The organism is Prevotella sp. RM4 (genome assembly GCF_000701965.1).
In the GTDB taxonomy this organism is placed as follows: domain Bacteria; phylum Bacteroidota; class Bacteroidia; order Bacteroidales; family Bacteroidaceae; genus Prevotella; species Prevotella ruminicola.
Map to the genome: position 1 here is coordinate 154,220 of NZ_JNKG01000009.1, position 26,691 is coordinate 180,910.

Annotated in this window: 25 protein-coding genes and 1 tRNA gene; 22 read left to right on the forward strand and 4 right to left on the reverse strand. The window is 48.2% G+C overall.

All coding sequences use genetic code 11. The annotated features are described in order from the left end of the window. Positions 1 to 307: 307 nt before the first annotated feature. Together T499_RS0108675 and bcp are read left to right on the forward strand one after the other, a co-directional pair. Entirely contained in the window at positions 308 to 1,756 is a 1,449-nt protein-coding gene (locus T499_RS0108675) for an ATP-binding protein (protein ID WP_033150663.1), read from the forward strand. Between the two features lie 25 nt (positions 1,757 to 1,781). Further along, complete coding sequence (gene bcp / locus T499_RS0108680; protein WP_028902714.1) at positions 1,782 to 2,234, forward strand: thioredoxin-dependent thiol peroxidase; 453 nt, start codon at positions 1,782 to 1,784, stop codon at positions 2,232 to 2,234. On the opposite strand, the gene T499_RS0108685 is transcribed toward bcp, so the two are convergent. Further along, positions 2,223 to 3,119, reverse strand: a complete 897-nt coding sequence (locus T499_RS0108685) for a DMT family transporter (RefSeq protein ID WP_052173574.1) — start codon at positions 3,117 to 3,119, stop codon at positions 2,223 to 2,225. The genes bcp and T499_RS0108685 overlap by 12 nt on opposite strands. 130 nt (positions 3,120 to 3,249) lie before the next feature. Here T499_RS0108685 and T499_RS0108690 point away from each other — a divergent pair, with 130 nt between their 5' ends. Genes T499_RS0108690 through T499_RS0108705 form a run of 4 tightly spaced genes read left to right on the forward strand, consistent with a single transcriptional unit; the run spans position 3,250 to position 7,882 of the window. After that, positions 3,250 to 4,764, forward strand: a complete 1,515-nt coding sequence (locus tag T499_RS0108690; protein WP_033150665.1) for an SLC13 family permease — start codon at positions 3,250 to 3,252, stop codon at positions 4,762 to 4,764. Between the two features lie 20 nt (positions 4,765 to 4,784). Continuing rightward, complete coding sequence (locus T499_RS0108695; RefSeq protein ID WP_033150666.1) at positions 4,785 to 6,212, forward strand: alanine/glycine:cation symporter family protein; 1,428 nt, start codon at positions 4,785 to 4,787, stop codon at positions 6,210 to 6,212. After that, the gene (locus T499_RS0108700; protein WP_033150667.1) at positions 6,212 to 7,087 is read left to right on the forward strand and encodes a DMT family transporter; all 876 of its coding nucleotides are present in this window, start codon (positions 6,212 to 6,214) and stop codon (positions 7,085 to 7,087) included. Before T499_RS0108695 ends, T499_RS0108700 begins: the two co-directional genes overlap by 1 nt. Before the next feature lie 6 nt (positions 7,088 to 7,093). Further along, positions 7,094 to 7,882 carry a Cof-type HAD-IIB family hydrolase gene (locus T499_RS0108705; RefSeq protein WP_033150668.1) on the forward strand — a complete coding sequence of 263 codons (789 nt, stop codon included), beginning with the start codon at positions 7,094 to 7,096 and terminating at the stop codon, positions 7,880 to 7,882. Here T499_RS0108705 and T499_RS0108710 read toward each other — a convergent pair whose 3' ends face one another. After that, positions 7,883 to 10,906: an ATP-binding protein gene (locus tag T499_RS0108710; protein WP_033150669.1), complete on the reverse strand. Its 3,024-nt coding sequence runs from the start codon at positions 10,904 to 10,906 to the stop codon at positions 7,883 to 7,885. Continuing rightward, on the reverse strand, positions 10,903 to 11,853 hold the full coding sequence (locus T499_RS0108715; RefSeq protein WP_033150670.1) for an ABC transporter substrate-binding protein: 951 nt from the start codon (positions 11,851 to 11,853) through the stop codon (positions 10,903 to 10,905). The genes T499_RS0108710 and T499_RS0108715 overlap by 4 nt, the downstream gene beginning before the upstream one ends. A 142-nt stretch (positions 11,854 to 11,995) precedes the next feature. On the opposite strand from T499_RS0108715, the gene argS reads away from it, so the two are divergent. Beyond that, positions 11,996 to 13,780: an arginine--tRNA ligase gene (gene argS, locus T499_RS0108720; protein ID WP_013065554.1), complete on the forward strand. Its 1,785-nt coding sequence runs from the start codon at positions 11,996 to 11,998 to the stop codon at positions 13,778 to 13,780. 51 nt (positions 13,781 to 13,831) lie between these two features. Next, the gene (locus T499_RS14470) at positions 13,832 to 14,686 is read left to right on the forward strand and encodes a DUF559 domain-containing protein (protein ID WP_013064769.1); all 855 of its coding nucleotides are present in this window, start codon (positions 13,832 to 13,834) and stop codon (positions 14,684 to 14,686) included. On the opposite strand, the gene ribD is transcribed toward T499_RS14470, so the two are convergent. After that, a complete protein-coding gene (gene ribD, locus T499_RS0108730) occupies positions 14,687 to 15,610 on the reverse strand; it encodes a bifunctional diaminohydroxyphosphoribosylaminopyrimidine deaminase/5-amino-6-(5-phosphoribosylamino)uracil reductase RibD (RefSeq protein WP_052173576.1) in 924 nt (307 codons plus the stop codon). A 54-nt stretch (positions 15,611 to 15,664) separates the two neighbouring features. On the opposite strand from ribD, the gene prmC reads away from it, so the two are divergent. The 14 genes from prmC (at position 15,665) to T499_RS0108800 (ending at position 26,689) form a co-directional block, all read left to right on the forward strand. Continuing rightward, positions 15,665 to 16,525: a peptide chain release factor N(5)-glutamine methyltransferase gene (prmC, locus tag T499_RS0108735; protein ID WP_033150672.1), complete on the forward strand. Its 861-nt coding sequence runs from the start codon at positions 15,665 to 15,667 to the stop codon at positions 16,523 to 16,525. After that, positions 16,522 to 17,013, forward strand: a complete 492-nt coding sequence (locus T499_RS0108740; protein WP_033150673.1) for a regulatory protein RecX — start codon at positions 16,522 to 16,524, stop codon at positions 17,011 to 17,013. Before prmC ends, T499_RS0108740 begins: the two co-directional genes overlap by 4 nt. Continuing rightward, positions 17,000 to 17,698, forward strand: a complete 699-nt coding sequence (locus tag T499_RS0108745) for a ComF family protein (protein WP_033150674.1) — start codon at positions 17,000 to 17,002, stop codon at positions 17,696 to 17,698. The genes T499_RS0108740 and T499_RS0108745 overlap by 14 nt, the downstream gene beginning before the upstream one ends. Before the next feature lie 62 nt (positions 17,699 to 17,760). After that, entirely contained in the window at positions 17,761 to 18,393 is a 633-nt protein-coding gene (gene pyrE, locus T499_RS0108750) for an orotate phosphoribosyltransferase (RefSeq protein WP_033150675.1), read from the forward strand. Positions 18,394 to 18,443: 50 nt separating this feature from the next. Further along, positions 18,444 to 18,875 carry an SRPBCC family protein gene (locus tag T499_RS0108755; protein ID WP_033150676.1) on the forward strand — a complete coding sequence of 144 codons (432 nt, stop codon included), beginning with the start codon at positions 18,444 to 18,446 and terminating at the stop codon, positions 18,873 to 18,875. A 22-nt stretch (positions 18,876 to 18,897) separates the two neighbouring features. Beyond that, positions 18,898 to 20,229 carry an argininosuccinate lyase gene (argH, locus tag T499_RS0108760; RefSeq protein WP_013065001.1) on the forward strand — a complete coding sequence of 444 codons (1,332 nt, stop codon included), beginning with the start codon at positions 18,898 to 18,900 and terminating at the stop codon, positions 20,227 to 20,229. Continuing rightward, a complete protein-coding gene (locus T499_RS14215; protein WP_052173578.1) occupies positions 20,226 to 20,774 on the forward strand; it encodes a hypothetical protein in 549 nt (182 codons plus the stop codon). The genes argH and T499_RS14215 overlap by 4 nt, the downstream gene beginning before the upstream one ends. 61 nt (positions 20,775 to 20,835) lie before the next feature. Beyond that, positions 20,836 to 20,921, forward strand: a tRNA-Leu gene (locus T499_RS0108770). 25 nt (positions 20,922 to 20,946) lie between these two features. After that, positions 20,947 to 22,608 carry a tetratricopeptide repeat protein gene (locus T499_RS0108775; RefSeq protein WP_033150677.1) on the forward strand — a complete coding sequence of 554 codons (1,662 nt, stop codon included), beginning with the start codon at positions 20,947 to 20,949 and terminating at the stop codon, positions 22,606 to 22,608. A gap of 3 nt (positions 22,609 to 22,611) precedes the next feature. Continuing rightward, entirely contained in the window at positions 22,612 to 23,613 is a 1,002-nt protein-coding gene (locus tag T499_RS0108780) for a TlpA disulfide reductase family protein (protein ID WP_033150678.1), read from the forward strand. A gap of 2 nt (positions 23,614 to 23,615) precedes the next feature. Continuing rightward, positions 23,616 to 25,157: a YifB family Mg chelatase-like AAA ATPase gene (locus tag T499_RS0108785; protein ID WP_033150679.1), complete on the forward strand. Its 1,542-nt coding sequence runs from the start codon at positions 23,616 to 23,618 to the stop codon at positions 25,155 to 25,157. Between the two features lie 31 nt (positions 25,158 to 25,188). Then, the gene (locus T499_RS0108790; RefSeq protein WP_033150680.1) at positions 25,189 to 25,605 is read left to right on the forward strand and encodes a Fur family transcriptional regulator; all 417 of its coding nucleotides are present in this window, start codon (positions 25,189 to 25,191) and stop codon (positions 25,603 to 25,605) included. After that, positions 25,602 to 26,294 (forward strand): HAD family hydrolase, encoded by a 693-nt coding sequence (locus tag T499_RS0108795; protein WP_033150681.1) that lies wholly within the window; start codon positions 25,602 to 25,604, stop codon positions 26,292 to 26,294. The genes T499_RS0108790 and T499_RS0108795 overlap by 4 nt, the downstream gene beginning before the upstream one ends. Beyond that, positions 26,291 to 26,689 carry an acyl-CoA thioesterase gene (locus T499_RS0108800; RefSeq protein WP_033150682.1) on the forward strand — a complete coding sequence of 133 codons (399 nt, stop codon included), beginning with the start codon at positions 26,291 to 26,293 and terminating at the stop codon, positions 26,687 to 26,689. Before T499_RS0108795 ends, T499_RS0108800 begins: the two co-directional genes overlap by 4 nt. Positions 26,690 to 26,691 lie beyond the last annotated feature (2 nt).

Here is a 26,691-nt window from a genome sequence, read left to right on the forward strand (position 1 = left end):
TTTATAATTACCTTTTCGGCTGCAAAGATAAGCAATTATCAAATACAAACAAAGCTTTTTATCAAAAAAATGATAATCAAAAAAATGATAATCTTTATACCGAGTTGCACGGGCACTTTGCTGTATCTCGCTAAAATAAGACTTGATTTTTGATATTTAGTGCTTATTTTTACCAAATTGTCAAAATAAGCACGGTAAAAACGTCTTATTTCAACAAAAATGTTAAATTAAGACATGTTTTCTATGCTTTTGCTTGCAAATATCACTTATTCTATGTATATTTGCCATTGAAAAAGGTGTTATAATTATGAAAATAGAAATTGAAGAGTTAGAAAGGCAAGTTATTGAAAGGATGAGAATGGATAATCCTTGGTGGACATCTGGGAAAATTCCCGATGATATTCACCAAATGAAAAGCCGTCTATACCTCGATTCCTTCTACAAAGTTGTTAAGGATGTTGATGTCAGACGTGGCATAGTTCTGATGGGACCAAGACGAGTAGGTAAGACCATTATGATTTATCATACAGTAGAACGCTTGATAAATGATGGTGTTAATCCACAAAGCATTATCTACCTTTCTATAGATACACCTATATATAATGGAATGTCGCTTGAAATGCTGTTGAATATCGCAAAGAAATCTCTTGCGAAACAACCAACAGATCAAGGTTTGTATGTGTTCTACGATGAGGTTCAGTATTTGAAGGATTGGGAACTACATTTAAAATCATTAGTTGATACCTATCGTTCAACTCGGTTTATTGTATCTGGTTCGGCTGCTGCTGCACTGAAGATGAAGAGTACCGAGAGTGGCGCCGGGCGTTTCCATGACTTTGCATTACCTCCACTTACTTTTAACGAGTATATCCATCTCCAGGAGCTTGATCGACTGATAGTTCCTAAAAAGATAGAGTGGAACCAGCAAGTGTTTAATGCTTTTGACACCATAGATATATCACAATTGAATGAGCATTTCATACGCTATATTAATTATGGTGGCTATCCTGAGGTTGTTTTCTCGAAAGAAATTCAGCAAGACCCAGGACGTTATATGCGACGTGATATTGTTGATAAGGTGATGCTTAAAGACCTTCCTAGCCTTTATGGTATCAATGATACACAAGAATTATATCGCTTGTTTATCCATATCGCCTATCGCTCTGGTTGTGAATTTTCTTATGAAGAGATGTCTCAGGAGTCTGGCATCCGTAAAGATATTATCCGCAAGTATATCAGTTATTTGGAAAGTGCATTCCTTATTAAGGTAATTCATCGTGTTGATGCTAATGCAAAGCGGATGCAGCGAATAACCCAGTTTAAGATATATCTTACAAATCCGTCTTTACGATGTGCCCTTTTCTCGCCATTGACGGAGACAGATAAGACTTTGGGAAGTATGGTAGAGACTGCTCTTTTTGCCCAGCGTATTCAACGGGATGATGAGGAAGTTTTTTATGCAAATTGGAAGATGGGACGAGAAAATGGTGAGGTGGATATGGTGGGACTTGACCGACTACGCCAAAAGCCAATATGGGCTGTTGAGATGAAATGGTCTGACCGTTATTTCGATGTGCCAAGTGAACTAAAATCCTTACTTTCATTTATGGATAAGAATCATCTGGTGTCGGCAATAGTCTCTTCTCGTACAAAGTATGGAATTAAAAATATGGAGAATTGTAACTTGACGTTCATGCCGTCGGCCCTATATGCCTATTTATTGGGTTATAATACAATAGAGCAAAAGAAATATTGATTGAGAACATAAAACTATAATGCGTATGAATATTGGTGATAAGGCGCCAGAGATTCTGGGCAAGGACGAACAGGGACGGGATATCCGACTGAGTGATTATCGTGGACGTAAGTTGGTGTTGTACTTTTATCCAAAGGATAACACCAGCGGGTGTACGGCTGAGGCTTGTAGTTTGCGCGACCATTACAACGAACTGCAAGGGGCTGGCTACGAGGTGGTGGGCGTGAGTAAGGACTCGGCAGCATCGCACGTGAAGTTTAAGGAGAAGCACGAACTGCCTTTCCCGTTGATTGCGGATGTGGACAAGGAACTGCTACAGGCAATGGGTGCCTGGGGCGAGAAGGTGATGTACGGTAAGAAAACCGAGGGCACCATACGTACCACCTTTATTATCAACGAGGAGGGTGTGATTGAGCAGATATTTGCCGGCAAGCAGGTGAAAACCAAGGAGCACGCCGAGCAGATACTAAGCCGATAACTTGGGACGCTTGGTGTTTACCAGGTACATGCCGTACAGAATGAGTACAGTACCGATGATGAACCATACGGTAATCTGCTCGTTAAGAACCATCCAGGCAAACACGATGGTGGTAACGGGATTGAGATACACGTAGTTGGTGGCAACCACGGCCCCCAAACGCTTAAGTACCCAGTTCCATGCCACGTAGCAGAGCATGGAGGCTACACAACCTAAGAATAGCAGGTTGGCTAACAGCGTGGGCTTGTTGATGACCAGCTGGATGTTGAGGTCGGGATGCAGGATGATATAGGGTATCATGGACAGCAGACCGTAAAAGAATACCTTGCGGGTAATGAACACCGTGGGGTAACGCTTGCTAACGGGGATAATCAGCAGACTGTAGAACGCCCAGCACATGCAGGCACCAAAGGCCAACGCATCGCCCAAAGGCGAGAGGTGGAGCACAAAATGACCGTTCATCACCACCATGATAACACCCAATGCCGCCATAACAGTGCCAAAGGTTTGCCAGCGATTAAGGCGCTCGGTTTTATAGAAAGCACCGATGATGGCTGATGCAAACAGGGGGCACAGACTCACGATGATGCTGGTGTTGGTGGTTGTGGTGTAGTTCATGGCGCTATTCTCGGTGAGGAAGTAGAGCGATCCGCCAAATACACCCAAAGCCATCATGTTGAGCTCGTCGCGCCAACTGTTGCTGAGCCAGTGGATACCCTTTGACAGGCTATAGCCTAACAACAGCAAGTAAGCGATGATAAAACGCAGAATAAATATCTGGGCTGCAGTTAGTCCGCCCAGCAACAACAGTTTAGTGCACACAAACGTGACGCCCCAGATGGCCACCACTATAAATGCTATAAGATGAGGTAGAAATCGCTTCATATTAAGTAAGTTTATGGGTGCAAAGATACAACTATTTTCCCATATTTAGCAAAAAAAGATAGATTTGCTTGCTCTTTTCGGTGAAAAGCCGTACCTTTGTCCGCATAATATTAAACATATCTGATAAATCATGGAAACAGAACTGTTATGGGGTTTCAATCTCCAAGCTTGGATTACGATTATTACAGTGCTGGGTATGTTTACTACTCTGCTACTAACCAAATTGCGTGCTGATGTGGTATTCTTGGCTGCTATAGGCATACTGCTTGTTACAGGGGTGCTCGATGCTAAAGAGGCGTTTTCGGGCTTCAGTTCTTCGTCGGTAGTGGTTATCGGAGTATTGTTTGTGGTAGTGGCTGGTCTTACCTATACCGGCGTGCTGCAATGGATAGTGAAAAACCTGTTAGGACAACCCAATAGCTATGGTAAGGCTGTGATACGACTGATGCTGCCAGTGGCCGGACTGAGTTCGTTCTTGAGTAATACCACGGTGGTGGCCATGTTTGTGGGCATCGTGAAAATGTGGTCGAAAAAGTTGGGTATCTCGCCCTCAAAGCTGCTTATCCCTCTGAGTTATGCCTCGGGTATGGGTGGTGTGTGTACGCTGATTGGTACACCGCCAAACCTGATTATCAGTGGACTGTATGCCGATAAGACGGGTCATGTGATGAACGTGTTGGCAACTACGATACCAGGCTTGTTCTGCTTGCTGGTAGGTGTGCTGAGCATTATTGCCATGCGCAAGCTGTTGCCCGATAGAAAAGCACCCGAATCGGATTTTGAGGATACAGCCGAATATACCGTAGAGCTGCTGGTGCCATCGAGCAACAAGTTTATTGGCGAGACACTCGACTATGCTGGCCTATACGATGTGAAGGGCGGCCGACTGATCAGGATCCGCCACTTTGATAATGTACCCGTAGCGCTGAGCAAGAACGAGTTTGTGATGGGAGGTGACCATCTGACATACGCCGGACATATTAAAGACATTCTGCAGCTGGCCCAGGAGCGTGGCTTGCAGGTTGGCGACGAGGTGATTAACGTGGGTAGCAAAACACTGATATCGGCGCTGATTATGATAGCGATGGTAACAGTATCGGCCTTGGGTATTATGCCACTGCTGCACTGTGCCTTTATTGCCGCTGCTGCCATGATGATACTGCACTGCTGTACGCCCGACCAGGCCATGCGCGCTATTAACTGGGACATATTGATGGTGTTTGCCGGTAGCGTGGTGCTGGGACTGGCTATCCAGAAAACGGGTATTGCCGAACGCCTGGCCATGGGTATTCTGGATGTGTGTGGTACCAACCCGATAGTGGTGATGACTGCCATCTGCTTTGTGGGTACGTTTATCACCGAGTTTATATCAAACACTGCTGCCGGTGCCATGTTCTTCCCCATCATGTACGAGGCTGCCGAGAAGTTGGGTTACGAGCCATACCCATTCCTGATAGCCCTGATGGTGAGCGTGAGCAGTAGCTTTGCCACACCTATCGGATCGCCTACACACATGCTGGTGTACGGTCCTGGTGGCTACCGATTCAGCGATTTTATGCGTATAGGACTGCTGATGAACCTTATCATACTGACAGCTAACATATTTATAGTGAACATTATTTATCCACTAACACCCTTGCAATAAACAATACGAACTAAACATAAATGAACGAACTGATTACTCAGATTAATGATGCCGTTTGGGGCTATGTGCTGATTGCCGCGCTGGTAGGCTGTGGCGTGTGGTTTACTATTAAAACACGCTTTGTGCAGTTCCGGATGGTGGGCGAGATGCTCAGGTTGCTGACCGATTCGGCTGTTGATACAGTAGGTGACCAAGTTAAGAATCAAGGTACAGAGGGCAAGCGTAAGCATATCTCCTCGTTTCAGGCTTTTGCCGTGAGTGTGGCCACGCGTGTGGGTACGGGCAACCTGGCTGGTGTGGCTTCGGCCATTGCCATCGGTGGACCAGGTGCCGTGTTCTGGATGTGGATTATCGCCCTTATCGGATCGGCTACGGCTTTTGTAGAATCTACCTTGGCCCAGCTGTTTAAGCAGAAACACAAGGACTCGTTTATCGGCGGTCCTGCGTACTATATCCAGCATGGCTTGCACCAGCGATGGATGGCCATTACGTTTGCGGTGCTGATTACGCTGCAGTTCGGACTGTCGAACAACTCAATCCAGGCTAACACCATTTGTGGTGCCATGCAGGAGGCCTTTGGCTGGAATCCTGTATGGGTGGGTATTGCATTGGCAGTTCTGGGCTTGTTTATCGTGTTTGGCGGTATTCAGCGTATTGCCCATGTAAGTGCGGTGCTGGTGCCTGTGATGGCTATCGGCTATGTGGTTCTGGCCATTGTGGTTATTGCCATGAACATAGAGCATATACCACATGTGTTTAAGGTGATTGTAGAAGATGCCTTTGGCATACACCAGATAGCAGGTGGTGGTATTGGTGCTACGATTATGAATGGTGTGAAGCGTGGCTTGTTCTCGAACGAGGCGGGCGAGGGTAGTGCACCTAACGTGGCTGCTACAGCAGCCGTATCGCACCCCGTAAAGCAGGGCTTGATTCAGGCCTTGGGCGTGTTTACCGATACCTTGCTGGTTTGCTCGTGTACGGCGTTCATCATTTTGATTAGCGGCCTGTACGAGGTGCCAGAGCTGAATGGTATCGCACTCACGCAGTCGGCACTCCAGAGCGAGGTGGGATCGGCTGGTCCGGTGTTTGTGGCCATCGCCATCTTCCTGTTTGCCTTCTCGAGTATCATCGGCAACTACTATTACGGCGAGGCAAATATCCGTTTCATTACGTCGAATGCACAGGTGATGACAACCTACCGCATCTGTTCGGCTGGTGTGATGGTGATTTTTGGCGCGTTGGCCAGCTTTGAACTGGTGTGGAACATCGTTGACTTTTTTATGGCTTTCCTTACAGCTTGTAATCTGATAGCGATTGTGCTGTTGGGACGTTACGCTTTCCGGCTGCTTGATGATTACCGCCAGCAGAAGCGTGCAGGCATTAAGGAACCCATGTTCCACCGCAGTCAGTTACCTGAGTTAGAAAAAGAATTAGAGTGCTGGGAGTGATGAACGAAACACAACGTGGATTTATACAACTGCACCTGAGTGTGTTGTTGGCAGGCTTTACGGGCCTGTTTGGACGACTGATTACCCTGAACGAGGTTGATATTGTGTGGTACCGTATGCTGTTCACGAGTGCTATCCTGCTGGTGTTTACTGGACTGCCACGTGTGGGATGGCGTAAGTTTCTGCAACTGTGCGGTTGCGGTGCGCTGTTAGGTTTGCACTGGATACTGTTTTACAGTAGCATCAAGGCCTCGAACGTGTCGATTGGTGTTATCTGTTTCTCGTTGGTAGGCTTTTTTACAGCCCTTTTCGAGCCGCTGATATACCATCGCAAGCTGTCGGTTACCGAGTTGGTGTTCTCGCTCATTACCGTGCTGGGTGTGCTGTGCATTTTTTCGTTAGATGCCCGTTACCGCTATGGTATCGGCATTGGCGTGGTGTCGAGTGCCGTGTGTGCGCTCTATGCCATCTGCAATAAAAAGGCAAGCGTGGGTGTGCGCAGTCGTACGGTGCTGATGTACCAGATGTCGGGTGGTATCGTGCTGGTATCAATGATCATCCCCATCTATCTGACTTTCTTCCCCAGCAACCAGCCTGTGGTGGTTATTCCCGAGGGTACTAACCTGTGGCTGATGCTCTGTCATGCGCTGTTCTGTACGGTTGGTATGTATCTGCTACAGATACAGGCGCTGAAGCGACTCTCGGCCTTTACGGTAAACCTGACGTACAACCTGGAGCCTTGCTATACCATTATATTAGCATTCCTGATTTTTGGCGAGGGCCGCGAGATAAACTTCTCGTTCTATATCGGCATCGCCCTGATACAGCTCAGTGTGCTGTTGCAAACCCGACGGGCACTGGGACCTAAAAAATAAACATATATGCAGACAAGTTACGCATTATTCTTTGATATCGATGGTACGCTGGTGAGTTTCGAAACACACCAGATTCCCGCTTCTACCATCCTGGCACTTACACAGGCCAAGGCCAATGGACACAAGGTGTTTATAGCTACCGGGCGCCCACCTATTATCATAACCAACCTGGGTGCTATCGAGCACCTGATCGACGGGTATGTAACTACTAATGGCGCTTACTGTTTTGTAGGCGATGAGGTGGTGGCCTGTAAGAGTATTCCGCCACACGAGGCCCGATTGATAGTGGATGATGCCATAGAAAAGAACTATGGTGTGATAGTGGTTGGCGAAAAGGATGTGGCTGTGCTCGACCCGCAGGGACAGGTGGATGAGATTTTCCGTCAGCATTTAGCGGTGGAGAATCTGGATAAAGCCAAGCCTGTAGAGGAGGTGCTACAGCAGCGTATTATGCAGATAACACCTTTCTTTAGTAAGGATTATGAGGCAGAGTTGATGGCACGCGTGCCAGGCTGTACCTCAGGGCGCTGGCATCAGGCATTTACCGATGTAACCGCATTAGGTGCCGATAAGGGCGAGGGACTGTTGACAATGGCCAAGCACTTAGGGCTGAATCCCGACCATACCATGGCCTTTGGCGATGGCGGTAACGACACTACCATGGTGCGTAAGGCCGGTGTGGGCATAGCTATGGGTAATGCCATCGACGAACTGAAAGCTGAGGCTGACTACATTACTGCATCGGTTGACGATGAGGGTGTGCGCAAGGCCCTGCAGCACTTTGGCTTGATTTAGTTAGGCCAAAGGCAACGTCATGATAAAGCGGGCACCTGAGGTGTAGGTGGTATCGAGCACCACATCGCCACCCAGTCGGCGTGCCAACGAACGTGCTACGGTAAGTCCGATACCTGTACCCTCGTAGTACTCATCCAACTGTACAAACTCATCAAAAATATGTTCAGCTTCATTGATGGGGACGCCAATACCTGTGTCCTCAACGATGAATTCGATGGTGCTCTCAGTCTTTTTGAGTGTAAGCGTAACCTGTTGCAGTTCAGTTTGTTTTTCATTCTTAGCCTCGGCCGGACGGGTAAACTTACGGGCATTATCAAGCAGCATGGTAAGCGCACGGGTAGCAGCCTGCTCGTTGGTGGTGATGGTTACTGCGCCTTCGGCGTCGCCAACCTGTAAGTCGAACTTCAGGTGCTTGGCATTGGCAACCTCGCTGGCATCGGTGGCCTGTGCCGCAATCTGTACGGCCAGCACATTGTCGGTGCGGTCGATAACGGCCTGGCTGCTGGCATCGCTCAGTTCCAGCATCTTGTTAACCAGACCGGTAATACGGTCGGTATTCTCCACAATCTTATGATTGATATCGGTGCGGGTAGCCTCGTCGAGCTTCATATCGGGCATGGTGATAATCTGTGTAAAACCACTCAGGATATTCAGTGGCGTACGTATCTCGTGTGAAATCTGACGAATAAAGTTGGTCTTCATCTTTGACGATTCCTCGGCGCGTTCGTTGGCTATCACCAGGTTGTTATAGCTAATCTCAAGCAGCGTGTGGGCACGGCGCAGTTTGCGATAGAACTCGAACAGCACACCCAAGAATATCAACAGCAACAGTACCACTACTACGATGGCCTGCATGCGCTGACTGTTGAGTGAGGCTCGCTGGGCGGCAATCTCCTGCTCTTTCTGCTCGGTTTCGTAAATCACAGCTAATTCCTCGGCATCGCTACGATGTTGGATGGCTTTAACCGTATCGAGTAAATTGATAATTTGATCAGCTTTTTGTAAAGCCTCTTCCTTTCGACCAGTTTTCAGCATCGCTTTAAATAAGGTTGATGGGCTTGTTATCAAATAGTCGATGGTAGGCGTTACGCCTTCTTTTATTTCGGCGGAATCTATACGAAGTGCAATAGAAAGCAGTTTTTCCCACTGTTCGGTCATTTCCAGATAAAAGGCCTGATCGTATACGCCACGGAAAGATTTGGCATAATCGGTGGATAGAAATTTCTGATAGGCGGCTTCGGCTTCTTCAGGATGCCCCGTCATGGCCCACATAATGGCTTTGTCGCCAGTAAGAGTGGCCAGATAATTGCTGTATTTTTGTGTAGGTGCATTGGTGGCGGCGTAGCGTTCAAGTGCCAACTCCATCATATTGAGCCAAGGTTCTACGCGATCGAACCAGCCTATGTTCATGTAATAATTGATGATATTTGCGGCAAGCAGTATGCAACTTTCTTGGCAACGGGGACTTTGTGGATAGCGTTGTGCTAGCTGTTCGGCCCCCTGACGGGCATTCTCAAAGGTTTGTACTGCTTCGTCGTTGCGTCCCAATCGCATTTGACACATGCCAATTTCCATGATGAACTGGTTTGTATGGTCTTGTCCAATCAGGGTACTATCCTTACTGGCAGTCTCGTGTCCTTTTGTGGCAGTTCCCAAGGCAAGCTCTACATTGTTATCGTTATTCAGGTAGATAGTACTCAATCCCATGACGGCATCGTAGTATTGTGCATTGTCGATGTGTAATAATTTGTCGCCTTCGATGGCCTTGTTGTAGAAAATCAAAGCAGAACGGAACTGCTCCATTTCGTCGTATTTCGATGCCCTCAAATAATCGGCTTGGCAGGTGGCTATCTTGCCTGCCTGTTCCAAACTGTCGAGTACTTGGAACCAGCGGTTGCCCTCGTACGCGTCCAGCTGTTCTCTAATTTTGTCGCTGGCTTTTTCTTCGGGGCTGGCTTGGTCCGAGGCTGTTGGTTTACTCGGCTGGTTGTTGTGGCACGAGGTGGCAGTTAGTACAAGCAAGGGTAGCAGCACGGCTGCAAAGTGGCGTCGGCGGAACAGCAAGCGCCATAGAGGCATGAACATGAGCATAATGGATAATAGAATTAGTGGCAATAGGAAATAAAGCAACAGGCGATAGTTGCTGAGAATAACCTCGTTGGGGCATACAAGGGCTATGCTCCAACCTGTTTGGCGGAACGGCATGTAGAATACATGACTATCTACGCCATCCAGTCGTAGTGACTTGTAACCTGTTTCGCCATCGGTCATAGCACGGCCCAATGAGGTAAGGGCTGTGTCGGGATGCTCGATGGTAGAGGTGAAAATGGTTTCGTACAGCAGACGGGTGCTGTCGGGATGAACAATGTAGGAGCCGCCACGACCTAACAGCATGCAATACGATTTGGGCATGGGCTGATAGTTTTCTATCTGATCGGCCAGCCAGCTCAGTGGCACATCGGCCGAGAGGATACCCACTGTTTTATCGGGGCCACCTTGTATGGGCTGGCAGTACGAGGTCATAATATCATTAACCACAATACCGCTGGTGCTCTTCTCGGCAAACGGCTCTATCCAGTACGAGTGGTACAGCATACGTGGGATAACGTACCAGTCCATATAAAAATACTGATAGTTGTCGTTACCCTCCTGTTCGGTTACGATGCGGTTACCCTTTTTATACGAGTAAGCCGAGAAATATTGACCTTTCTCTTTATAGAAATAGGGATCGAACGAGATGCTGCAGCCTTTCAGGGCGGGGTGCTGCTTCAGCAACTCTCTGCTATACGCAAACATCATGTCGGGCTGGTCGATATGCTGCTCAATCTTGGGAATCAGACTGTCGGCTGCGGCCTCTATCTGATGCAGATGACGGTCGGTACGCTCCATGACCTGCTGTAGCGATTTTACGGCATCGTCCATCGCCTGCTGCTGTATAATCTGGCGACTATAGATGAGTACTGCTGCCAGCAACAGTGCGAGTGCTGCACCAAAGGCAGCTGTTATCCAAGGGTGCTTTTTCATAGGCCAATCAGTTCTTTATAGGTTACTTCGCGTTTCAGCATGCCGGCTTCGAACATCATCTTACTGGCCTTTCGTACCATATCGGCACGTACACGGAACTCGCGGCGTTTCGATTCGCGATCAATCTGCAGGCGTAACACCTCTTCGAGCATCATCTTCTGCATCACGCGGTTGGTGTGGATACCGTTCTTGCGTACATACTTCATAACAATCTCCAAGGCCTCGTCGGGGTGGGCGGCTACCCACTCCCAGCCACGGCGACTGGCGGCTGCAAACTTACCCACGGTGCTGCGGTGGGTGTCATAATACTGGCGTTTTACATAAACGCCGTTTTCCTGTATGTTATAATCGTGATCGCTAAAACGATACAAACTTCTCTCGGGGAGATTAAATCCGGCCTGCTTCAGCTGGCAGAACTCGTTGTAACTCACTACCATAGTGGCATCTACGGCACCCGACAGGAACACGTTGATGTCGCTGGTAAAACGTACCCACTCGTAATTCATGCCTTCCTTCTTACTCATTATAAAGGTTAGGTAGTTGGGGTCGGAATTGAAGATGCCCACACGCTGACCTTTCATCTTTGACGGATCAGCACCCCAGCGCGAAACTAAAATGTTACTGCTGTTCATGGAGTCCTGAAAGATGTTTACCAGTGGTGTGCCTTGAGCAATGAAGTCCATGGCCGACATCATCGAAAACATGGCGGCGTCGCACTGGTCGGTCTTCAAGCGGTTGGAGGCCGAACTGGTGAGCGAAGGGTGCTGGATAACCACATCCAGGCCCATTTCGTCGTAAAATCCTTTCTCTTTGGCGGCATAATAGCCGGCAAACTGTGCCTGCGCCGTCCAGATGGTAGTAAACACAAATCTTTCACCCTTTGCCGCTACTGGCAAGGCCAGCATCACAGCAAAGACCAAGGTGATATGTTTAAGGCTATGTCTCATTCTATTTCTCTCTCGTCGGGCGCAAAGATACAAAAAAGTTTTAAACTATGTGCGTTTTTTTGTACAAAGATGTAACTTTTTGTACACTAAGTATCTAATTTCCATATATTTTTATTAATTTTGCACCCAAAATTCGAAAGATATGAATATTGAAGCATTAATCAGCAAGGCTGCAGGCGAGGCAGTAAAGGCCCTCTATGGCATGGATGCCACAGAGAAGATGCTGCAGTTGCAGAAGACAAGAAGTGAGTTTGAGGGTAACTTGACTCTGGTGGTATTCCCCTTTGTGAAGGCTGCCAAGAAGAGTCCGGAGCAGACAGCACAGGAGATTGGTGAATACCTGACTGCTAACTGTGCAGCTGTTGAGAAGTTTAATGTGGTAAAAGGTTTCTTGAACCTGAGCGTTGGCGATGGTGCCTGGTTGCAGTTGCTCGATGCTATCGATAAGGATGAGCGTTTCGGCATGAAGCAGGTTACCGACGAGTCGCCTCTGGTTATGATCGAATACTCTTCGCCTAACACCAACAAGCCTTTGCACCTGGGCCATGTACGTAACAACCTGCTGGGTTGGAGTTTGGCACAGATTATGGAGGCCAATGGTAACAAGGTGGTGAAGACCAATATCGTGAACGACCGCGGTATTCATATCTGTAAGTCGATGCTGGCTTGGCTGAAGTACGGCAACGGCGAGACTCCTGAGACATCGGGCAAGAAGGGCGACCACCTGATTGGTGACTACTACGTAGCTTTCGATAAGCACTACCGCGAGGAGGTGAAGGAACTCGTAGCCCAGGGGATGGACGAGGAGAAGGCTAAGCAGGAGGCTCCACTGATTAAGGAGGCTCACGAGATGCTGGTTAAGTGGGAGAACAACGATCCCGAGGTACGCGCTCTGTGGGAGAAGATGAACAACTGGGTATATGCCGGTTTCGACGAGACCTACAAGAAGATGGGCGTATCGTTCGATAAGATCTATTACGAGAGTCAGACCTACCTGAAGGGTAAGGCTAAGGTTGAAGAGGGCTTGGCTAAGGGCCTGTTTGAGCGCCACGAGGACAACTCGGTTTGGGCCGACCTGACTAACGAGGGGCTCGACCAGAAGCTGCTGCTGCGTAGCGATGGTACTTCGGTTTATATGACTCAGGATATCGGTACAGCCGAGATGCGTTTCAAGGATTATCCTATCGATAAGATGATATATGTGGTAGGTAACGAGCAGAACTACCACTTCCAGGTACTCTCTATCCTGTTGGATCGCTTAGGATTCAAGTGGGGTAAGGAGCTTACACACTTCTCATATGGTATGGTAGAACTGCCAAACGGTAAGATGAAGAGTCGTGAGGGAACGGTTGTTGATGCCGACGACCTGATGGCACTGATGGTAGAGGATGCCTACAAGACCTCGATGGAGCTGGGTAAGTTCGACGATATGACCGAAGAGGAGCGCCGTGAGATTGCTCGTGTGGTAGGTATGGGTGCCCTGAAGTACTTTATCCTGAAGGTTGATGCTCGTAAGAACATGCTGTTCAACCCCGAGGAAAGTATCGATTTCAACGGAAATACCGGTCCTTTCATCCAGTACACCTACGCTCGTATCCGTTCGATCCTGCGTAAGGCCGAGGCTGAGGGCTTGAAGCCTGCTAATGCTCAGGTTGATCTGGCTGAGAAGGAGGTAGAGCTGGTTCAGAAGATGAACGAGTTTGGTGCTGCTGTAGAGCAGGCTGGTAAGGATTACTCACCAAGTGGTATCGCTAACTACTGCTACGAGCTCACCAAGGTGTTCAATCAGTTCTATCACGATTACAGCATTCTGAACGAACCCGATGAGCAGAAGAAGGCCGTACGCTTGATGCTGGCTAAGAATGTGGCCAAGATTATCAAGAACGGTATGAGCCTGCTGGGCATCGAAGTTCCTGAGCGTATGTAAAAAGCCTCCCCCATCCCCCTCCAAAGGGAGGGGGCTTAATCATATTGTGAGATGACCTATATTTATGAAACGGCTGATAATGCCAATTACGACTTGCTAAGGGCTTATGCAGATTACAACATGAGTCATCCTACAGAGGCTGAAAGTATCGTGTGGGAGATCCTAAAATCAAGAAGTATTGATGGGCATAAGTTTAGAAGGCAGCATATCATCAAGGATTATATTGTAGATTTTGTTTGCTTGCATAAGAAGTTAGTAATAGAAATAGACGGTCAGTATCACCTTGAAGACAAGCAGATAGTAAAGGATAAGAGTAGGACAGAGGATTTGCAGAAAAGCGGTTTTACTGTTATTCGTTTTACGAACGAGGAGGTAGTCGCAAATACGCAAGAGGTACTTAGGAACATTAAGAAAGCACTTATGGAAATTATACCATCGGATAAGAAAAAGGTACAGAATTCACCTAAAGCCCCCTCTACTTGGAGGGGGTTGGGGGAGGCTGTAAGGGCAGACGCTTTTGCAGTAGATGCTGCTTGTAGCGGAAACCCTGGACCGATGGAGTATCAGGGTATTGATCTGACTACAGGCGCAAGGGTTTTTCATTTTGGTCCTGTAAAAGGCACAAATAATATCGGTGAATTCTTGGCTATTGTGCATGCCTTGGCACTTTGTTGGCAAAAGGGATGGCACGATAAAACCATATATTCGGATAGTTATAATGCCATTCTATGGGTGTCGAAAGGCAAATGTAAAACTACACTTGAACGCACCCCACAAACCGAACAGCTCTTCCAAATTATTGCAAGAGCCGAGAACTGGTTGCGTACCCACCAGTACCGTAATCCCATCATAAAATGGGAAACACAGAAGTGGGGTGAGGTACCTGCCGATTTTGGTAGGAAATAACTATCTGTATTTTCGCTGATAAACCACAATCACATTTTTACCGTAGATGTGACTGCTTACCACTTGGGCGCTAGCAGGCAGCTGTGGTGCACGCGTACCATCGCTAACGGTCAGCGATGTGTTGGTTTCAACACGTAGCTCGTCCCAAAGACCTTGCACGATAAAGGATTGTAACGTTTCGGTACCGCCTTCGACAATAATCGACTGGATATTCTGAGCATGCAAGCTCTCGAGGTTCAGCGGGTGAGCACGGTCTATCACCATACGTTTGGGATCAGGTCCGTACCATTCGCGTACATTCAGCTGCGGATGTTCGCGCTCATCGGTAACGCGCCCCACTAGAATAGCATCCTCCTCAGCACGCAGTTTGTGCGAAAGCATCTTGGTAAAGTCGCTTGAGATTTGTACGGGCTGGTGATGATCGTCGATGAAACCATTGGCGGTCTGTGCCCATTTCAAGATGATATAAGGACGTTTTTCGCGATGGAATGTGAAAAAACGACGGTTCAATGCCTTGCATTCATCCTCGAGTACACCTACCTCTACTTCGATGCCTGCATCGCGTAGTTTCTGGATGCCTCGACCTTGAACTTCGGCGAATTCATCGATACATCCTACAACCACACGGCGCACACCTTTCTCGATAATCAAGTCGGCGCAAGGGGGCGTCTTACCATAATGTGAGCAGGGCTCAAGCGATACGTAGATGGTTGATTCGGGCAATAAGGCCTCGTCTTCTGCTCGTACAGAGGCAAAAGCGTTTACCTCGGCATGAGCCAGACCACAGCGCACGTGGTAACCCTCGCCAATAATACGGCCGTTATGTACAATAACTGCGCCCACCATGGGGTTGGGCTTAGCGTTCAGCTGTCCGTTTTTTGCCAGCTGAATGCAGCGTTGCATGAATTTTTTGTCGTCTATCATACTATTTTTACTATTCACTATTCACTATTCACTACTTTTTTGTACTTTTGCACCATGAATTACGAAGAACTTTGCCAAAGACTCTGCAAGATTTACGATGCCGGCGAGGCGAAAGCCCTTGTCCGTTGGGTGCTTGATGTACGTTTCGGTCTGTCAACGGCCGATATTTATTGTGGCAAAGTTACACAATTATCGGCAAACGACCAAGCAGAACTCGAAAAAATCATGCAAAGACTCGAAAAAGCCGAGCCTGTGCAGTATGTTTTGGGTGTGGCCGACTTCTGTGATCGCCAGTTCTATGTGGCTCCTGGTGTGCTGATTCCTCGTCCGGAAACAGCCGAATTATGCCATTTAATCGGAGAGGAATTTAAAGGGCAGTTAGCAGAAGATAAAGGGAAGTTAAAGGGCTGCTCTGTATTGGATGTTGGTACCGGTAGCGGCTGTATTGCTATTACATTGGCATTGGATATTCCCGACTCTAAAGTTACAGCTTGGGATATCTCTGACGAGGCATTGGCCATTGCTCGGCATAATGCCCAGGCGCTTGGGGCTGATGTGAAGTTTGAGAAACGTGATGCCTTGGCTTTAGAGACAGGGGCCGACAGGTGGGATGTAATCGTTAGTAATCCACCTTATATCTGTCGGAAGGAAGCCGATGAAATGGAGGAAAATGTGCTGAAATACGAACCGGATACAGCCCTGTTTGTGCCCGACGATGATCCGTTACTGTTCTATCGTCATATCATGCATTATGCCAAGTTGGCCTTAAAGCAGGGTGGACGATTATATTACGAAATTAATCCCATTTATGCCGATTCCATCGTAGAAAATCTGCAGGCTTTGGGCTTTGTAGATATTGCGAAGATTGACGACCAATACGGCAAAACAAGATTTATAAAAGCAACTAAAGCATGACAAAGGAGAAAACAGAACAAGAGGCTTACCTGCAGTTAGCGGCTGCCTGTGCACAGGCCGAACACTGCGAGCAGGAGATGCGTGATAAGATGAAGCGTTGGGGAATGGACCCTGAGGCGCAGAACCGTGTGGTAGAGCGTCTTACCAAAGAGCGCTATATTGATAATGAACGTTATGCCCGTGCTTTTGTAAAGGATAAGGTGCGCTATAACAAATGGGGCCGCCGCAAGGTGCAGCAGGCACTCTGGATGAAGCGTATAGATGATGATATACAGCAGCGGGTGCTCGATGAAATCGACGATGAGGAGTACCTGAAGGTGCTGGTGCCACTGTTGAAACAGAAACGCAAAAGCATTAAAGCCGCCAACGATTATGAGTTGAATCAGAAACTGGTTCGCTTCGCCTTGAGTCGTGGCTTCGACTATGGTATCATTCGTCAATGCCTGGATGTTGACGAAGAGATGGATATTGACGATGAAATGGATTAGTTTCTGGCGACGATTACTGGATTTTATTTCGCCACGCACTTGTGTGATATGCGGTCGCCGACTGTCGGCTACCGAAGAGGTACTTTGCATGAAATGCCACTTTCATCTGCCACGTACCGGTTTTTGGCTTAATCCCTATGATAATGAGATGGCGAAAAGCTTCTGGCATTTGATTCCTATCGAGCGTGCTGCCGCCTATTTTTACTACGAAGCCCATTCTGATACCGCCAACATGATCTACCAGCTTAAATACAAGGATCACCCCGAGGTAGGTGTGATTCTTGGACGTATGTTGGCTAAAGAGATGCAAGGCGCGGGATTCTTCGATGGAATCGATGGTATAGTACCTGTACCATTGGCCAAGAAACGTTTGCGCCAGCGTGGTTATAACCAGAGCGATGCCATTGCCCAAGGTATCAGCGAGATTACAGGTTTGCCTGTTTTGACCGATGTGGTGCGGCGCGTGGATTTTGTGGAGAGTCAGACCAAGAAAAGCAGATGGAGCCGTGCTGAGAATGTGGAACAGATGTTTGCGCTGAACCAGATTCCTGCAGGGGTAAAACACCTGCTGGTGATTGACGATGTGGTGACTACAGGCGCTACTGTAACCGCTTGTGCTAAGCAAATAGCCCAGAATGGTGGCATAAAGATAAGTGTTCTGGCACTTGGCTATACAAAAAGATAGGTAATAATTTGGTTATTCGCCTGATTTACACTATCTTTGCACCCAAAATACAGAATAACGTTATGGAAATCAAGAATCAATTTGCCCAGAAACTGATGGATATTCAGGCCATCAAGTTGCAGCCAAACGACCCGTTTACATGGGCTTCGGGTTGGAAGTCACCTATTTATACTGATAATCGTAAGACGCTCTCGTTCCCACGTCTGCGTTCGTTTGTAAAGCTGGAGCTCTGTCATGCTATTCAGGAGAACTTCCCTGAAGCTGAGGCTGTTGCAGGTGTGGCCACAGGTGCCATTGCACAGGGTGCACTCGTAGCCGAGGAGCTGGGCTTGCCATACAGCTATGTTCGTCCAAAGCCAAAAGATCATGGTATGGGCAACCAGGTAGAAGGCGAGATTAAGAAAGGTGCCAAGGTGGTTGTAGTAGAGGATTTGATTTCTACTGGCGGTAGCAGTCTGAAGGCTGTTCAGGCACTGCGCGACTATGGCGTTGAGGTGATTGGTATGGTAGCATCGTTTACCTATGGATTCCCTGTAGCTGAGAAGGCTTTTGCCGAGGCTGGCGTGAAGCTGATTACACTGAGCAACTATGAGGCAGTGATTGAAGAGGCTGCCAAGACTGGTTATATTAAGGAAGAGGACAAGGCCGTTCTGGCTGAGTGGCGTAAGAGTCCTGATACCTGGAAACAGGATTAATCTTAATGTTTAATCTTTTAATGTTTAATGTTTAATCTTTAATGTAAACCATGGGAATATTCGGAGGAGAAAGTAAGTTTGAGAGCAGCGTGAAGCTGGTTCCTTACTCGCAGCAGGCTGTTTACAACAATATCAGCGATCTGACCAATCTGGAGAAGGTACGCGACCGTGTGCCCGAGGATAAGGTACAGGGATTTAGTTTTGATGCCGACACCGTGAGCCTTAATGTGGCTCCTGTAGGCGAACTGAAACTGCGTATCTGCGATCGCGAAGAGCCTAAGTGCGTAAAGTTCGAAACGGTTCAGAGTCCCGTTCCCTTCAACGTATGGGTACAGGTGCTGCCTGTAGATGAGAACTCATCGAAAATGAAGGTAACGGTAAAGGCCGAATTGAACCCATTTATCAAAAGCATGGTAGAGAAACCTTTGCAGGAAGGCGTTGAGAAGATTGCCGAGGCCCTTGCAATGGTACACTACGAATAAATTGAAAATTGAGAATTAAGAGATGAAACTCTGGGAAAAGAATTTTGAAGTCAACAAGGAGATAGAGCGCTTTACCGTTGGTCGCGACCGCGAGATGGACCTCTATCTGGCTAAGTACGACGTGCTGGGCTCTATGGCCCACATCACCATGTTGGAAAGCATCGGACTGCTGGAGAAGGACGAACTGACCCAGCTGCTGGCCGAGCTGAAGAACATCTACCACCTGGCTGAGCGTGGTGAGTTTGTGATTGAAGACGATGTGGAGGATGTACACTCGCAGGTTGAGATGCTGCTGACACGTAAGTTGGGCGATATGGGTAAGAAGATTCACTCAGGTCGCTCGCGTAACGATCAGGTGTTGGTAGATCTGAAGTTGTTTACACGTCATGAGTTGATGGAGATTGCCGACGAGGTGAAAAGTCTTTTCGATGAGCTCATCCAAAAGAGTAATCAGTACAAGGATGTGCTGATGCCTGGCTATACCCATCTGCAGATTGCCATGCCATCAAGCTTTGGCTTGTGGTTTGGTGCTTATGCCGAGAGTTTGGCCGATGATATGCTGTTCCTGCAGGCTGCCTATAAGATGACCAACCGCAATCCCTTGGGTAGTGCTGCTGGCTATGGCAGTTCGTTCCCCTTGAACCGTACGATGACCACCAATCTGTTGGGCTTCGACTCGATGGATTATAATGTGGTATATGCCCAGATGGGACGCGGAAAGATGGAGCGTAACGTAGGTTTTGCCATCGCTACTATTGCAGGAACTATCGCAAAGATGGCGTTCGATGCCTGCTTGTTCAACTCGCAGAACTTCTCGTTCGTTAAGTTGCCCAAGGAGTGTACCACAGGTTCGAGCATCATGCCGCACAAGAAGAATCCTGATGTGTTTGAGCTGATTCGTGCCAAGTCGAACAAGCTGCAGTCGCTGCCCCAGCAGATTATGCTGATGATGAACAACCTGCCTGTAGGTTACTTCCGCGATCTGCAGATTATCAAGGAGGTGTTCCTGCCTGCCTTTGGCGAACTGAAGGACTGTCTGCAGATGTGCGCATACATTATTAATAAGATTGAGGTTAACGAGCATATTCTTGATAACCCCATGTACGATCCGATGTTCTCGGTTGAGGAGGTGAACCGCTTGGCTGCTAATGGCATGCCATTCCGCGATGCCTATAAAAAGGTTGGTCTTGATATCGAGGCAGGCCAGTTTAAGGCCAGTCATGATATCCACCACACCCACGAGGGTAGCATCGGCAATCTGTGCAACGACCAGATTCAGGCTTTGATGGAGCAGACGCTGAAGGGCTTTAACTTTGAGCGTATGACCGAGGCCGAAAAGAAACTGTTGGCATGAAACGCAGTCTGACACTCTTACTCTGCACCTTGCTGATGGCTTGTGTGGGCGATGAGAATATCTATCGCGAGTACGAGTGTAGGTTTGTGTTCGATCCTACGTTGCATCCCCTGCCTTGCCAGCTAACGGCTATGCTCTCAACCCCTGGGCAGTTTATGAAGATTGAGACGAGTGTGCAGCAAGGCGTGCGCCACCTGAAGACGACACGTAATTTTGATGGCGCCACCGAAGATATTCGTCTGAATACTGAGCGCGAATCGCGACAGACTTATGCGTTAGGCGCCAACAACTGCATTATTGTGGGGGTGAGCAGCTATGATAATATACTGGTGGCTTACGAGGGGCAGTGTGCCAACTGTTTGAAGGAACTGGGTGGACGAAATTATCCGCTGACATGGCAGAATAGTGGTCTGTATCTGCATTGTAGCAAATGCAACCGAACATACAATGTGAACAACGGTGTATTGGCCGAAGGTAACGCTGGAATAGCACTTTACAGGTATAAAGTGAGCTTAGATGGCGGTATTCTGAGGGTTTGGAATTAAAAAAAGATAAAAAGTTTGGTGATTCCAATAATTAAACTTACCTTTGCACCGCAAAAAAGGCGCCGCGATGGTGAAATGGTAGACACGAGGGACTTAAAATCCCTTGGCCATTAAACGGCTGTGCGGGTTCGAGTCCCGCTCGCGGCACACAACAATACTGAGACTTTATTTTATGCAAAAAAAAGAAATTCTATTACTGTCAGCAGCTACGCTGATGATGTTTACATCGTGTTCAAAACTTGGCGAATTATCAGCAGATAACTTCACCGTAACACCAAATCCACTCGAGACTCAAAAAGGTGCCGTTCCTGCAACTATCAACGGCCATTTCCCCGAGAAGTATATGAAAAAGAAGGCTGTAGTTACAGTCGTGCCCGAACTGCGCTATTCAAATGGTGTGGTTGAGAAGGGTACCACCGCCACTTTCCAGGGCGAGAGCGTGCGTGGTAACGACCAGACCATCAACTACAAGATGGGTGGTAACTACACCATGAAGACCAGCTTTGCTTACGCTGGCGACAACAAGGCTGAGATGTTCCTTACATTCGATGCCCGCATTGGTAACAAGAAGATGGAGGTTCCTGCCGTTAAGGTGGCCGATGGCGTTATCGCTACCTCTGAGCTCTACAAGCAGACTATCCTGACCACTCAGGCTGCTGTGGCTCCCGATGCTTATCAGCGTATCACCAAGAAAAAGTTGGATGCTAACATTAAGTTCCTCATCCAGCAGGCTAAGTTGCGCAAGAGCGAGCTCAAGAATAACTCGGTTAAGGAGTTTGTTCGTATGCTCAAGCAGATTAACAACGATCGCGAGAAACTGAATCTCGACAACATCGAGGTATCGGCCTATGCTTCACCTGATGGTGGTTTCAGCATTAACGATAAGCTGGCTGGCGAGCGTCAGAAGGTTTCTGAGAAGTACGTAAACCAGGAGCTCAAGAAGATTAAGCTCGATGCTCCTGTTGATGCTAAGTACACCGCTCAGGACTGGGAGGGATTCCAGGAGTTGGTAAAGGCTAGCAACATTCAGGATAAGGAGGTTATCCTGCGCGTGCTCTCTATGTATAAGGATCCACAGGAGCGTGAGCAGCAGATCAAGAATATCTCAACTGCTTTCCGCGAGTTGGCTGATGGCGTTCTGCCAGAACTGCGTCGTGCCCGTCTCACTATCAACTACGAGACTATCGGACGTAGCGACGAGCAAATTCTTGAGCAGCTCCAGGACGATGCTACCAAGCTGAGCATCGAGGAGATTCTGTATGGTGCTACTCTGAAGACTAATGCCGATGAGAAGAAACAGGTTTACATGACTGCCGCTAAGGTTTATCCTAACGACTATCGTGCTTACAACAACCTGGCTACCATCGAGTACCAGCAGGGTAACTACGAGGCTGCCAAGCAGTATCTGCAGAAGGCAACAAACGTTCCTGAGGCTAATGCAAACCTTGGACTTCTGGCTCTGAAGGATGGCGACGTAGCTACTGCTGAGCGTTATATCGCTGCTGCTACTGATGCTAACGGACTGGCTGAGATTATGGGTAACCTGAACCTGGCTAAGGGCAACTACGCTCAGGCTGAGGAGAACTTCTCTGAGGTTTACTCAAACAGCGCTGTACTGGCTCAGATCCTGAACCACGATTACGTATCGGCTGCTGTTACACTGAAGTACATCAAGAACCCTGATGCTGTGTCAGAGTATCTGAAGGCGCTGATGAGTGCCCGTATGGGTAACAATGCCGATGCTGCCGAGGCACTGAAGGAGGCTATCAAGAAGGATCCTGCTTTTGCCAAGTATGCAGCTAACGATATCGAACTGAAGAATATTGAGAAATAAATAATGAAACAGACGTGTCTCCTTGCTCTTCTTGCAGCATTCTTACTGTGTTCTTGTGGCGATGGCCAGAAGAAGTTTAAGATAGAGGGCAGTTTTAAGGGCTTCAATCAAGGAGAACTCTACGTCTATGGGCTTAATGGCGCCCAAAAACTGGATACCATCGGAGTGAGTAGGGGTGAGTTTACCTACAAGGCCGACATCACCGAACCTACTACACTCATCGTGGTGTTCCCTAACTTCTCTGAGATTCCTGTGTTTGCTGAGCCTGGCGTTACCATCACTATGGAAGGCGACGCTGTGCACCTGAAGGAAACCGAAGTTAAGGGCACCAATATCAACAAAGAAATGACGGCATTCCGCCTGAAAACCAGTGCGATGATGCCACCAGGTGTAAAAGGCACGGCCACGCAGTACATTTACGAGCGTCCTGAGTCGCCTATCTGCACCTATCTGCTTACCAAATTTTTTGTAATGGTACCTAACCCCGACTATGATAATATTCAGAAGTTGGGTAATATGATTATGAAGGCCCAGCCCGATAATAAGGAGGTGGCTGCCCTCTTGAAGAAGTTAGGTGCCTTACGCGCCGTGAAGCAGGGCGCACATCTGCCTTCGTTCTCGGCCAAAGGATTGAAAGGCGAGACAGTATCGTCGGCCGACTTGAATGCCAAGGTAAATGTAATCAGTCTCTGGGCCTCGTGGAACTACGAGAGTATGAGCATTCAGGGACTGTTGGCACGCCTACAGCGCGAAAACCCAGGCAAGCTGAAGGTAGTGAGCATCAGCGTGGATGGCAGTGTAAAGGATTGTCAGCAAATTGTGAATCGCGACTCCGTTAGATGGAGCACCGTTTGCGATGGGCGCATGTGGGAATCGCCAATCCTGCAACAGTTGGGTATGACTTATCTGCCTGACAACATTGTGATAGACGGTCAAGGAAAGATAGTAGGCCGTACGTTGGATTATCAAAAACTTAACGATAAAATCAAGGAATTAATCGAATAGCAATGCTTGTTAAAACCTATAGTGCAGCCGTTACCGCACTCGAAGCAACCACCATAACCATCGAGGTTAATCTGGCAAGAGGCACTTCGTTCCACTTGTCTGGCTTGGCCGACACCGCAGTAAAAGAGAGTTACGACCGTATTCGCGCAGCTATCGAGAATATTGGTTATAAAGCCCCAACAGCCGATTTGACAATTAATATGAGTCCTGCCGATATCCGTAAAGAGGGTAGTGGCTACGATTTGCCATTGGCTATTGGTATATTGGCTGCCTACAGCAAGGTAGCAGAAGATGCACTGAAGGATTATATGATGGTAGGCGAGTTGGGCCTGGATGGCAAACTGAAACCCGTAAGCGGAGTGCTGTCGGTAGCCATCCGTGCACGCAAAGAGAAGTTTAAGGGCTTGATAGTTCCCAAGGAGAATGTGCGCGAAGCGGCTGTGGTAAACCAGCTTGAGGTGTACGGCATGGAGAATATCGCTGATGTGATTGCCTTTTTGAATGGTGCCGAGAATTGCGAACCTACCATTATTGATACACGTAAGGAGTTTTACGACCACCAGTACGCCTTTGATCTCGACTTTGCCGATGTGCGTGGTCAGGAAAGCGTAAAGCGTGCTTTGGAGGTGGCTGCTGCTGGTGGACACAATGTGATACTGATTGGTCCCCCAGGAAGCGGTAAGTCGATGATGGCTAAACGTTTGCCAAGTATCCTGCCCCCATTGTCGCTGGCCGAGAGTTTGGAAACTACTCAGATACACTCTGTAGCAGGCATCCTGCCCAGTGGAACCTCGTTGATTTCGCAGCGCCCTTTCCGCAGTCCGCACCACACTATTTCGCAGGTGGCCATGACGGGGGGTACGCAGAAAGCGCAGCCTGGTGAGGTGAGTCTGGCCCATAACGGGGTGCTCTTTTGTGATGAGCTACCTGAATTCTCGCGTGCTACGCTCGAGGTGCTGCGCCAGCCTTTGGAGGATAGAAAGATTACCATTAGTCGTGCTAAATATACCATCGAGTACCCCTGCTCGTTTATGTTTGTGGCCTCGATGAATCCCTGCCCTTGTGGCTATTATGGCGACCCAACGCACCATTGTGTATGTACGCCAGGACAGATACAACGTTATATGAACCGCATTTCCGGTCCGCTTCTCGACAGAATGGATTTGCATATCGAAGTGCCGGTAGTTCCCTTCAACCAGCTGTCGCAGATGCAGCAGGGCGAGCCCAGCGAGGTGATCCGTGCCCGTGTGATTGCCGCCCGTAAGCGTCAGGAAGAGCGATTTAAGGCGTTCAAGGGTGTATATTGTAATGCGCAGATGTCGGAGCGTATGATTCACCAGTTCTGTGAGCCCGATGAGGCCAGTCTGAACATGCTTCGCATGGCTATGGAGAAACTGCACCTTAGTGCACGCGCCTACAACCGTATACTGAAGGTGGCACGTACCATTGCCGATATCGAAGGTACAGAGCGTGTTCAGAGTCACCATATTGCCGAGGCCATCGGCTATCGCAATCTGGATCGTGGTGATTGGAGTGAACGATGAAATCGATATTTTTATCATACAAGTATAGCTTATGGACACTAAGAATTACGAACAACTGCTTTTAGAGCATGACATCAAGCCCACTGCCAACCGTATTACGGTGGTAAAGGCGCTCGAAGCTTCTATGCTACCGCAATCCATGGCTGAGCTGCAGAATAGAATCGATACAATCGATAAATCGGGCATTTTCCGTACGCTGCAGCTTTTCCGTGAGCACCATTTGGTACATGTGATTGATGGTGCTGTGGATGGTCAGCGTTTTGAGCTCTGCCATAGTCATCACGACGATCACGATGATGATGTGCATCCCCACTTCTACTGTGAGCAGTGCCAGCAGACCTACTGTCTGGATGGCGTTATGATGCCTAAGGTAGAACTGCCCGAGGGTTTTGAGGCCCATACATCTAATTATATTATTAAAGGAACTTGTCCACATTGTAAGAAATGAAGATAGACGTTAGAAATCTCCGTGTGATAGCTTTCGACGCCGATGATACCTTGTGGGATTGTCAGAGTCATTTCGAGGAAGTAGAGAAACATCTCTACGACCTGATTGCGCCTTATTGCGACGACCCTGCCCACGAGTTGTTTGTTACCGAATCGGGAAATATGGTCGATTTGGGCTATGGCTGCAAGGCTTTCACTATTTCGATTATAGAAACAGCGCTCCGTGTTGGTGGCGCACATTTATCACATACCCAACTGGCTGAGTTGCTGGCGCACAGCAAGCAGCTGTTGCATCTGCCTGCCACACCGTTGCCTGAGGTAGAGGAAACATTGCAGCGTTTGCAGGCCTATCCCTATCGTCTTGTGGTGTTTACCAAAGGCGAGTTGCAGGATCAGGAGAATAAACTGTATCGCAGCCATCTGGATAAGTATTTCTCACATGTAGAAATCACTAGTAATAAAACCGAAACAGAGTTCTCGCAGCTCTGTGAGCGTCTGGAGGTTCAGCCCTCGCAGTTCCTCATGGTGGGTAACTCGCTGAAGAGCGACATCGCTCCAGCACTTAATATCGGTGCCTGGGCCATTCATATCCCCTTCCATGTTACCTGGCAGTTGGAGCACTCTGAGGATATCGAGCATCCACGACTGACAAAGATTACCCATTTCAACGAAATATTGAAGCTATTATGAACTATATTTTCGAAACCCGCATGGAGGTGCGCGATTACGAGTGCGATATCGAGGGCATCGTAAACAATGCCAACTATCTGCACTATGCTGAGCACACCCGTCACCTGTTTCTTCGCAGTCTGGGCGTTAGCTTTGCTGCGTTGCACGAGCAGGGTATCGATGCCGTTGTGGCTCGTATGAACCTGCAGTATAAAACGCCACTTCGTTGCGACGATGAGTTTATCTCACGTCTCTCGCTCACCAAGGCGGGCATCAAATACGTGTTCCATCAGGCCATCTATCGTGCCAGCGATGAGAAGCTGTCGTGGAAAGGCGATATCGAGCTTGTATGCCTGGTAAACGGTCGCCTGGCCAATAGTCCTGAGTACGACGAGGCTTTCAAAGACTTTATTTAATG

Coding starts and splice junctions, on each gene's coding strand:
- T499_RS0108675 (WP_033150663.1), top strand. CDS start 308: ATGAAAATAGAAATTGAAGAGTTAGAAAGGCAAGTTATTGAAAGGATG.
- bcp (WP_028902714.1), top strand. CDS start 1,782: ATGAATATTGGTGATAAGGCGCCAGAGATTCTGGGCAAGGACGAACAG.
- T499_RS0108685 (WP_052173574.1), bottom strand. CDS start 3,119: ATGAAGCGATTTCTACCTCATCTTATAGCATTTATAGTGGTGGCCATC.
- T499_RS0108690 (WP_033150665.1), top strand. CDS start 3,250: ATGGAAACAGAACTGTTATGGGGTTTCAATCTCCAAGCTTGGATTACG.
- T499_RS0108695 (WP_033150666.1), top strand. CDS start 4,785: ATGAACGAACTGATTACTCAGATTAATGATGCCGTTTGGGGCTATGTG.
- T499_RS0108700 (WP_033150667.1), top strand. CDS start 6,212: ATGAACGAAACACAACGTGGATTTATACAACTGCACCTGAGTGTGTTG.
- T499_RS0108705 (WP_033150668.1), top strand. CDS start 7,094: ATGCAGACAAGTTACGCATTATTCTTTGATATCGATGGTACGCTGGTG.
- T499_RS0108710 (WP_033150669.1), bottom strand. CDS start 10,906: ATGAAAAAGCACCCTTGGATAACAGCTGCCTTTGGTGCAGCACTCGCA.
- T499_RS0108715 (WP_033150670.1), bottom strand. CDS start 11,853: ATGAGACATAGCCTTAAACATATCACCTTGGTCTTTGCTGTGATGCTG.
- argS (WP_013065554.1), top strand. CDS start 11,996: ATGAATATTGAAGCATTAATCAGCAAGGCTGCAGGCGAGGCAGTAAAG.
- T499_RS14470 (WP_013064769.1), top strand. CDS start 13,832: ATGACCTATATTTATGAAACGGCTGATAATGCCAATTACGACTTGCTA.
- ribD (WP_052173576.1), bottom strand. CDS start 15,610: ATGATAGACGACAAAAAATTCATGCAACGCTGCATTCAGCTGGCAAAA.
- prmC (WP_033150672.1), top strand. CDS start 15,665: ATGAATTACGAAGAACTTTGCCAAAGACTCTGCAAGATTTACGATGCC.
- T499_RS0108740 (WP_033150673.1), top strand. CDS start 16,522: ATGACAAAGGAGAAAACAGAACAAGAGGCTTACCTGCAGTTAGCGGCT.
- T499_RS0108745 (WP_033150674.1), top strand. CDS start 17,000: ATGAAATGGATTAGTTTCTGGCGACGATTACTGGATTTTATTTCGCCA.
- pyrE (WP_033150675.1), top strand. CDS start 17,761: ATGGAAATCAAGAATCAATTTGCCCAGAAACTGATGGATATTCAGGCC.
- T499_RS0108755 (WP_033150676.1), top strand. CDS start 18,444: ATGGGAATATTCGGAGGAGAAAGTAAGTTTGAGAGCAGCGTGAAGCTG.
- argH (WP_013065001.1), top strand. CDS start 18,898: ATGAAACTCTGGGAAAAGAATTTTGAAGTCAACAAGGAGATAGAGCGC.
- T499_RS14215 (WP_052173578.1), top strand. CDS start 20,226: ATGAAACGCAGTCTGACACTCTTACTCTGCACCTTGCTGATGGCTTGT.
- T499_RS0108775 (WP_033150677.1), top strand. CDS start 20,947: ATGCAAAAAAAAGAAATTCTATTACTGTCAGCAGCTACGCTGATGATG.
- T499_RS0108780 (WP_033150678.1), top strand. CDS start 22,612: ATGAAACAGACGTGTCTCCTTGCTCTTCTTGCAGCATTCTTACTGTGT.
- T499_RS0108785 (WP_033150679.1), top strand. CDS start 23,616: ATGCTTGTTAAAACCTATAGTGCAGCCGTTACCGCACTCGAAGCAACC.
- T499_RS0108790 (WP_033150680.1), top strand. CDS start 25,189: ATGGACACTAAGAATTACGAACAACTGCTTTTAGAGCATGACATCAAG.
- T499_RS0108795 (WP_033150681.1), top strand. CDS start 25,602: ATGAAGATAGACGTTAGAAATCTCCGTGTGATAGCTTTCGACGCCGAT.
- T499_RS0108800 (WP_033150682.1), top strand. CDS start 26,291: ATGAACTATATTTTCGAAACCCGCATGGAGGTGCGCGATTACGAGTGC.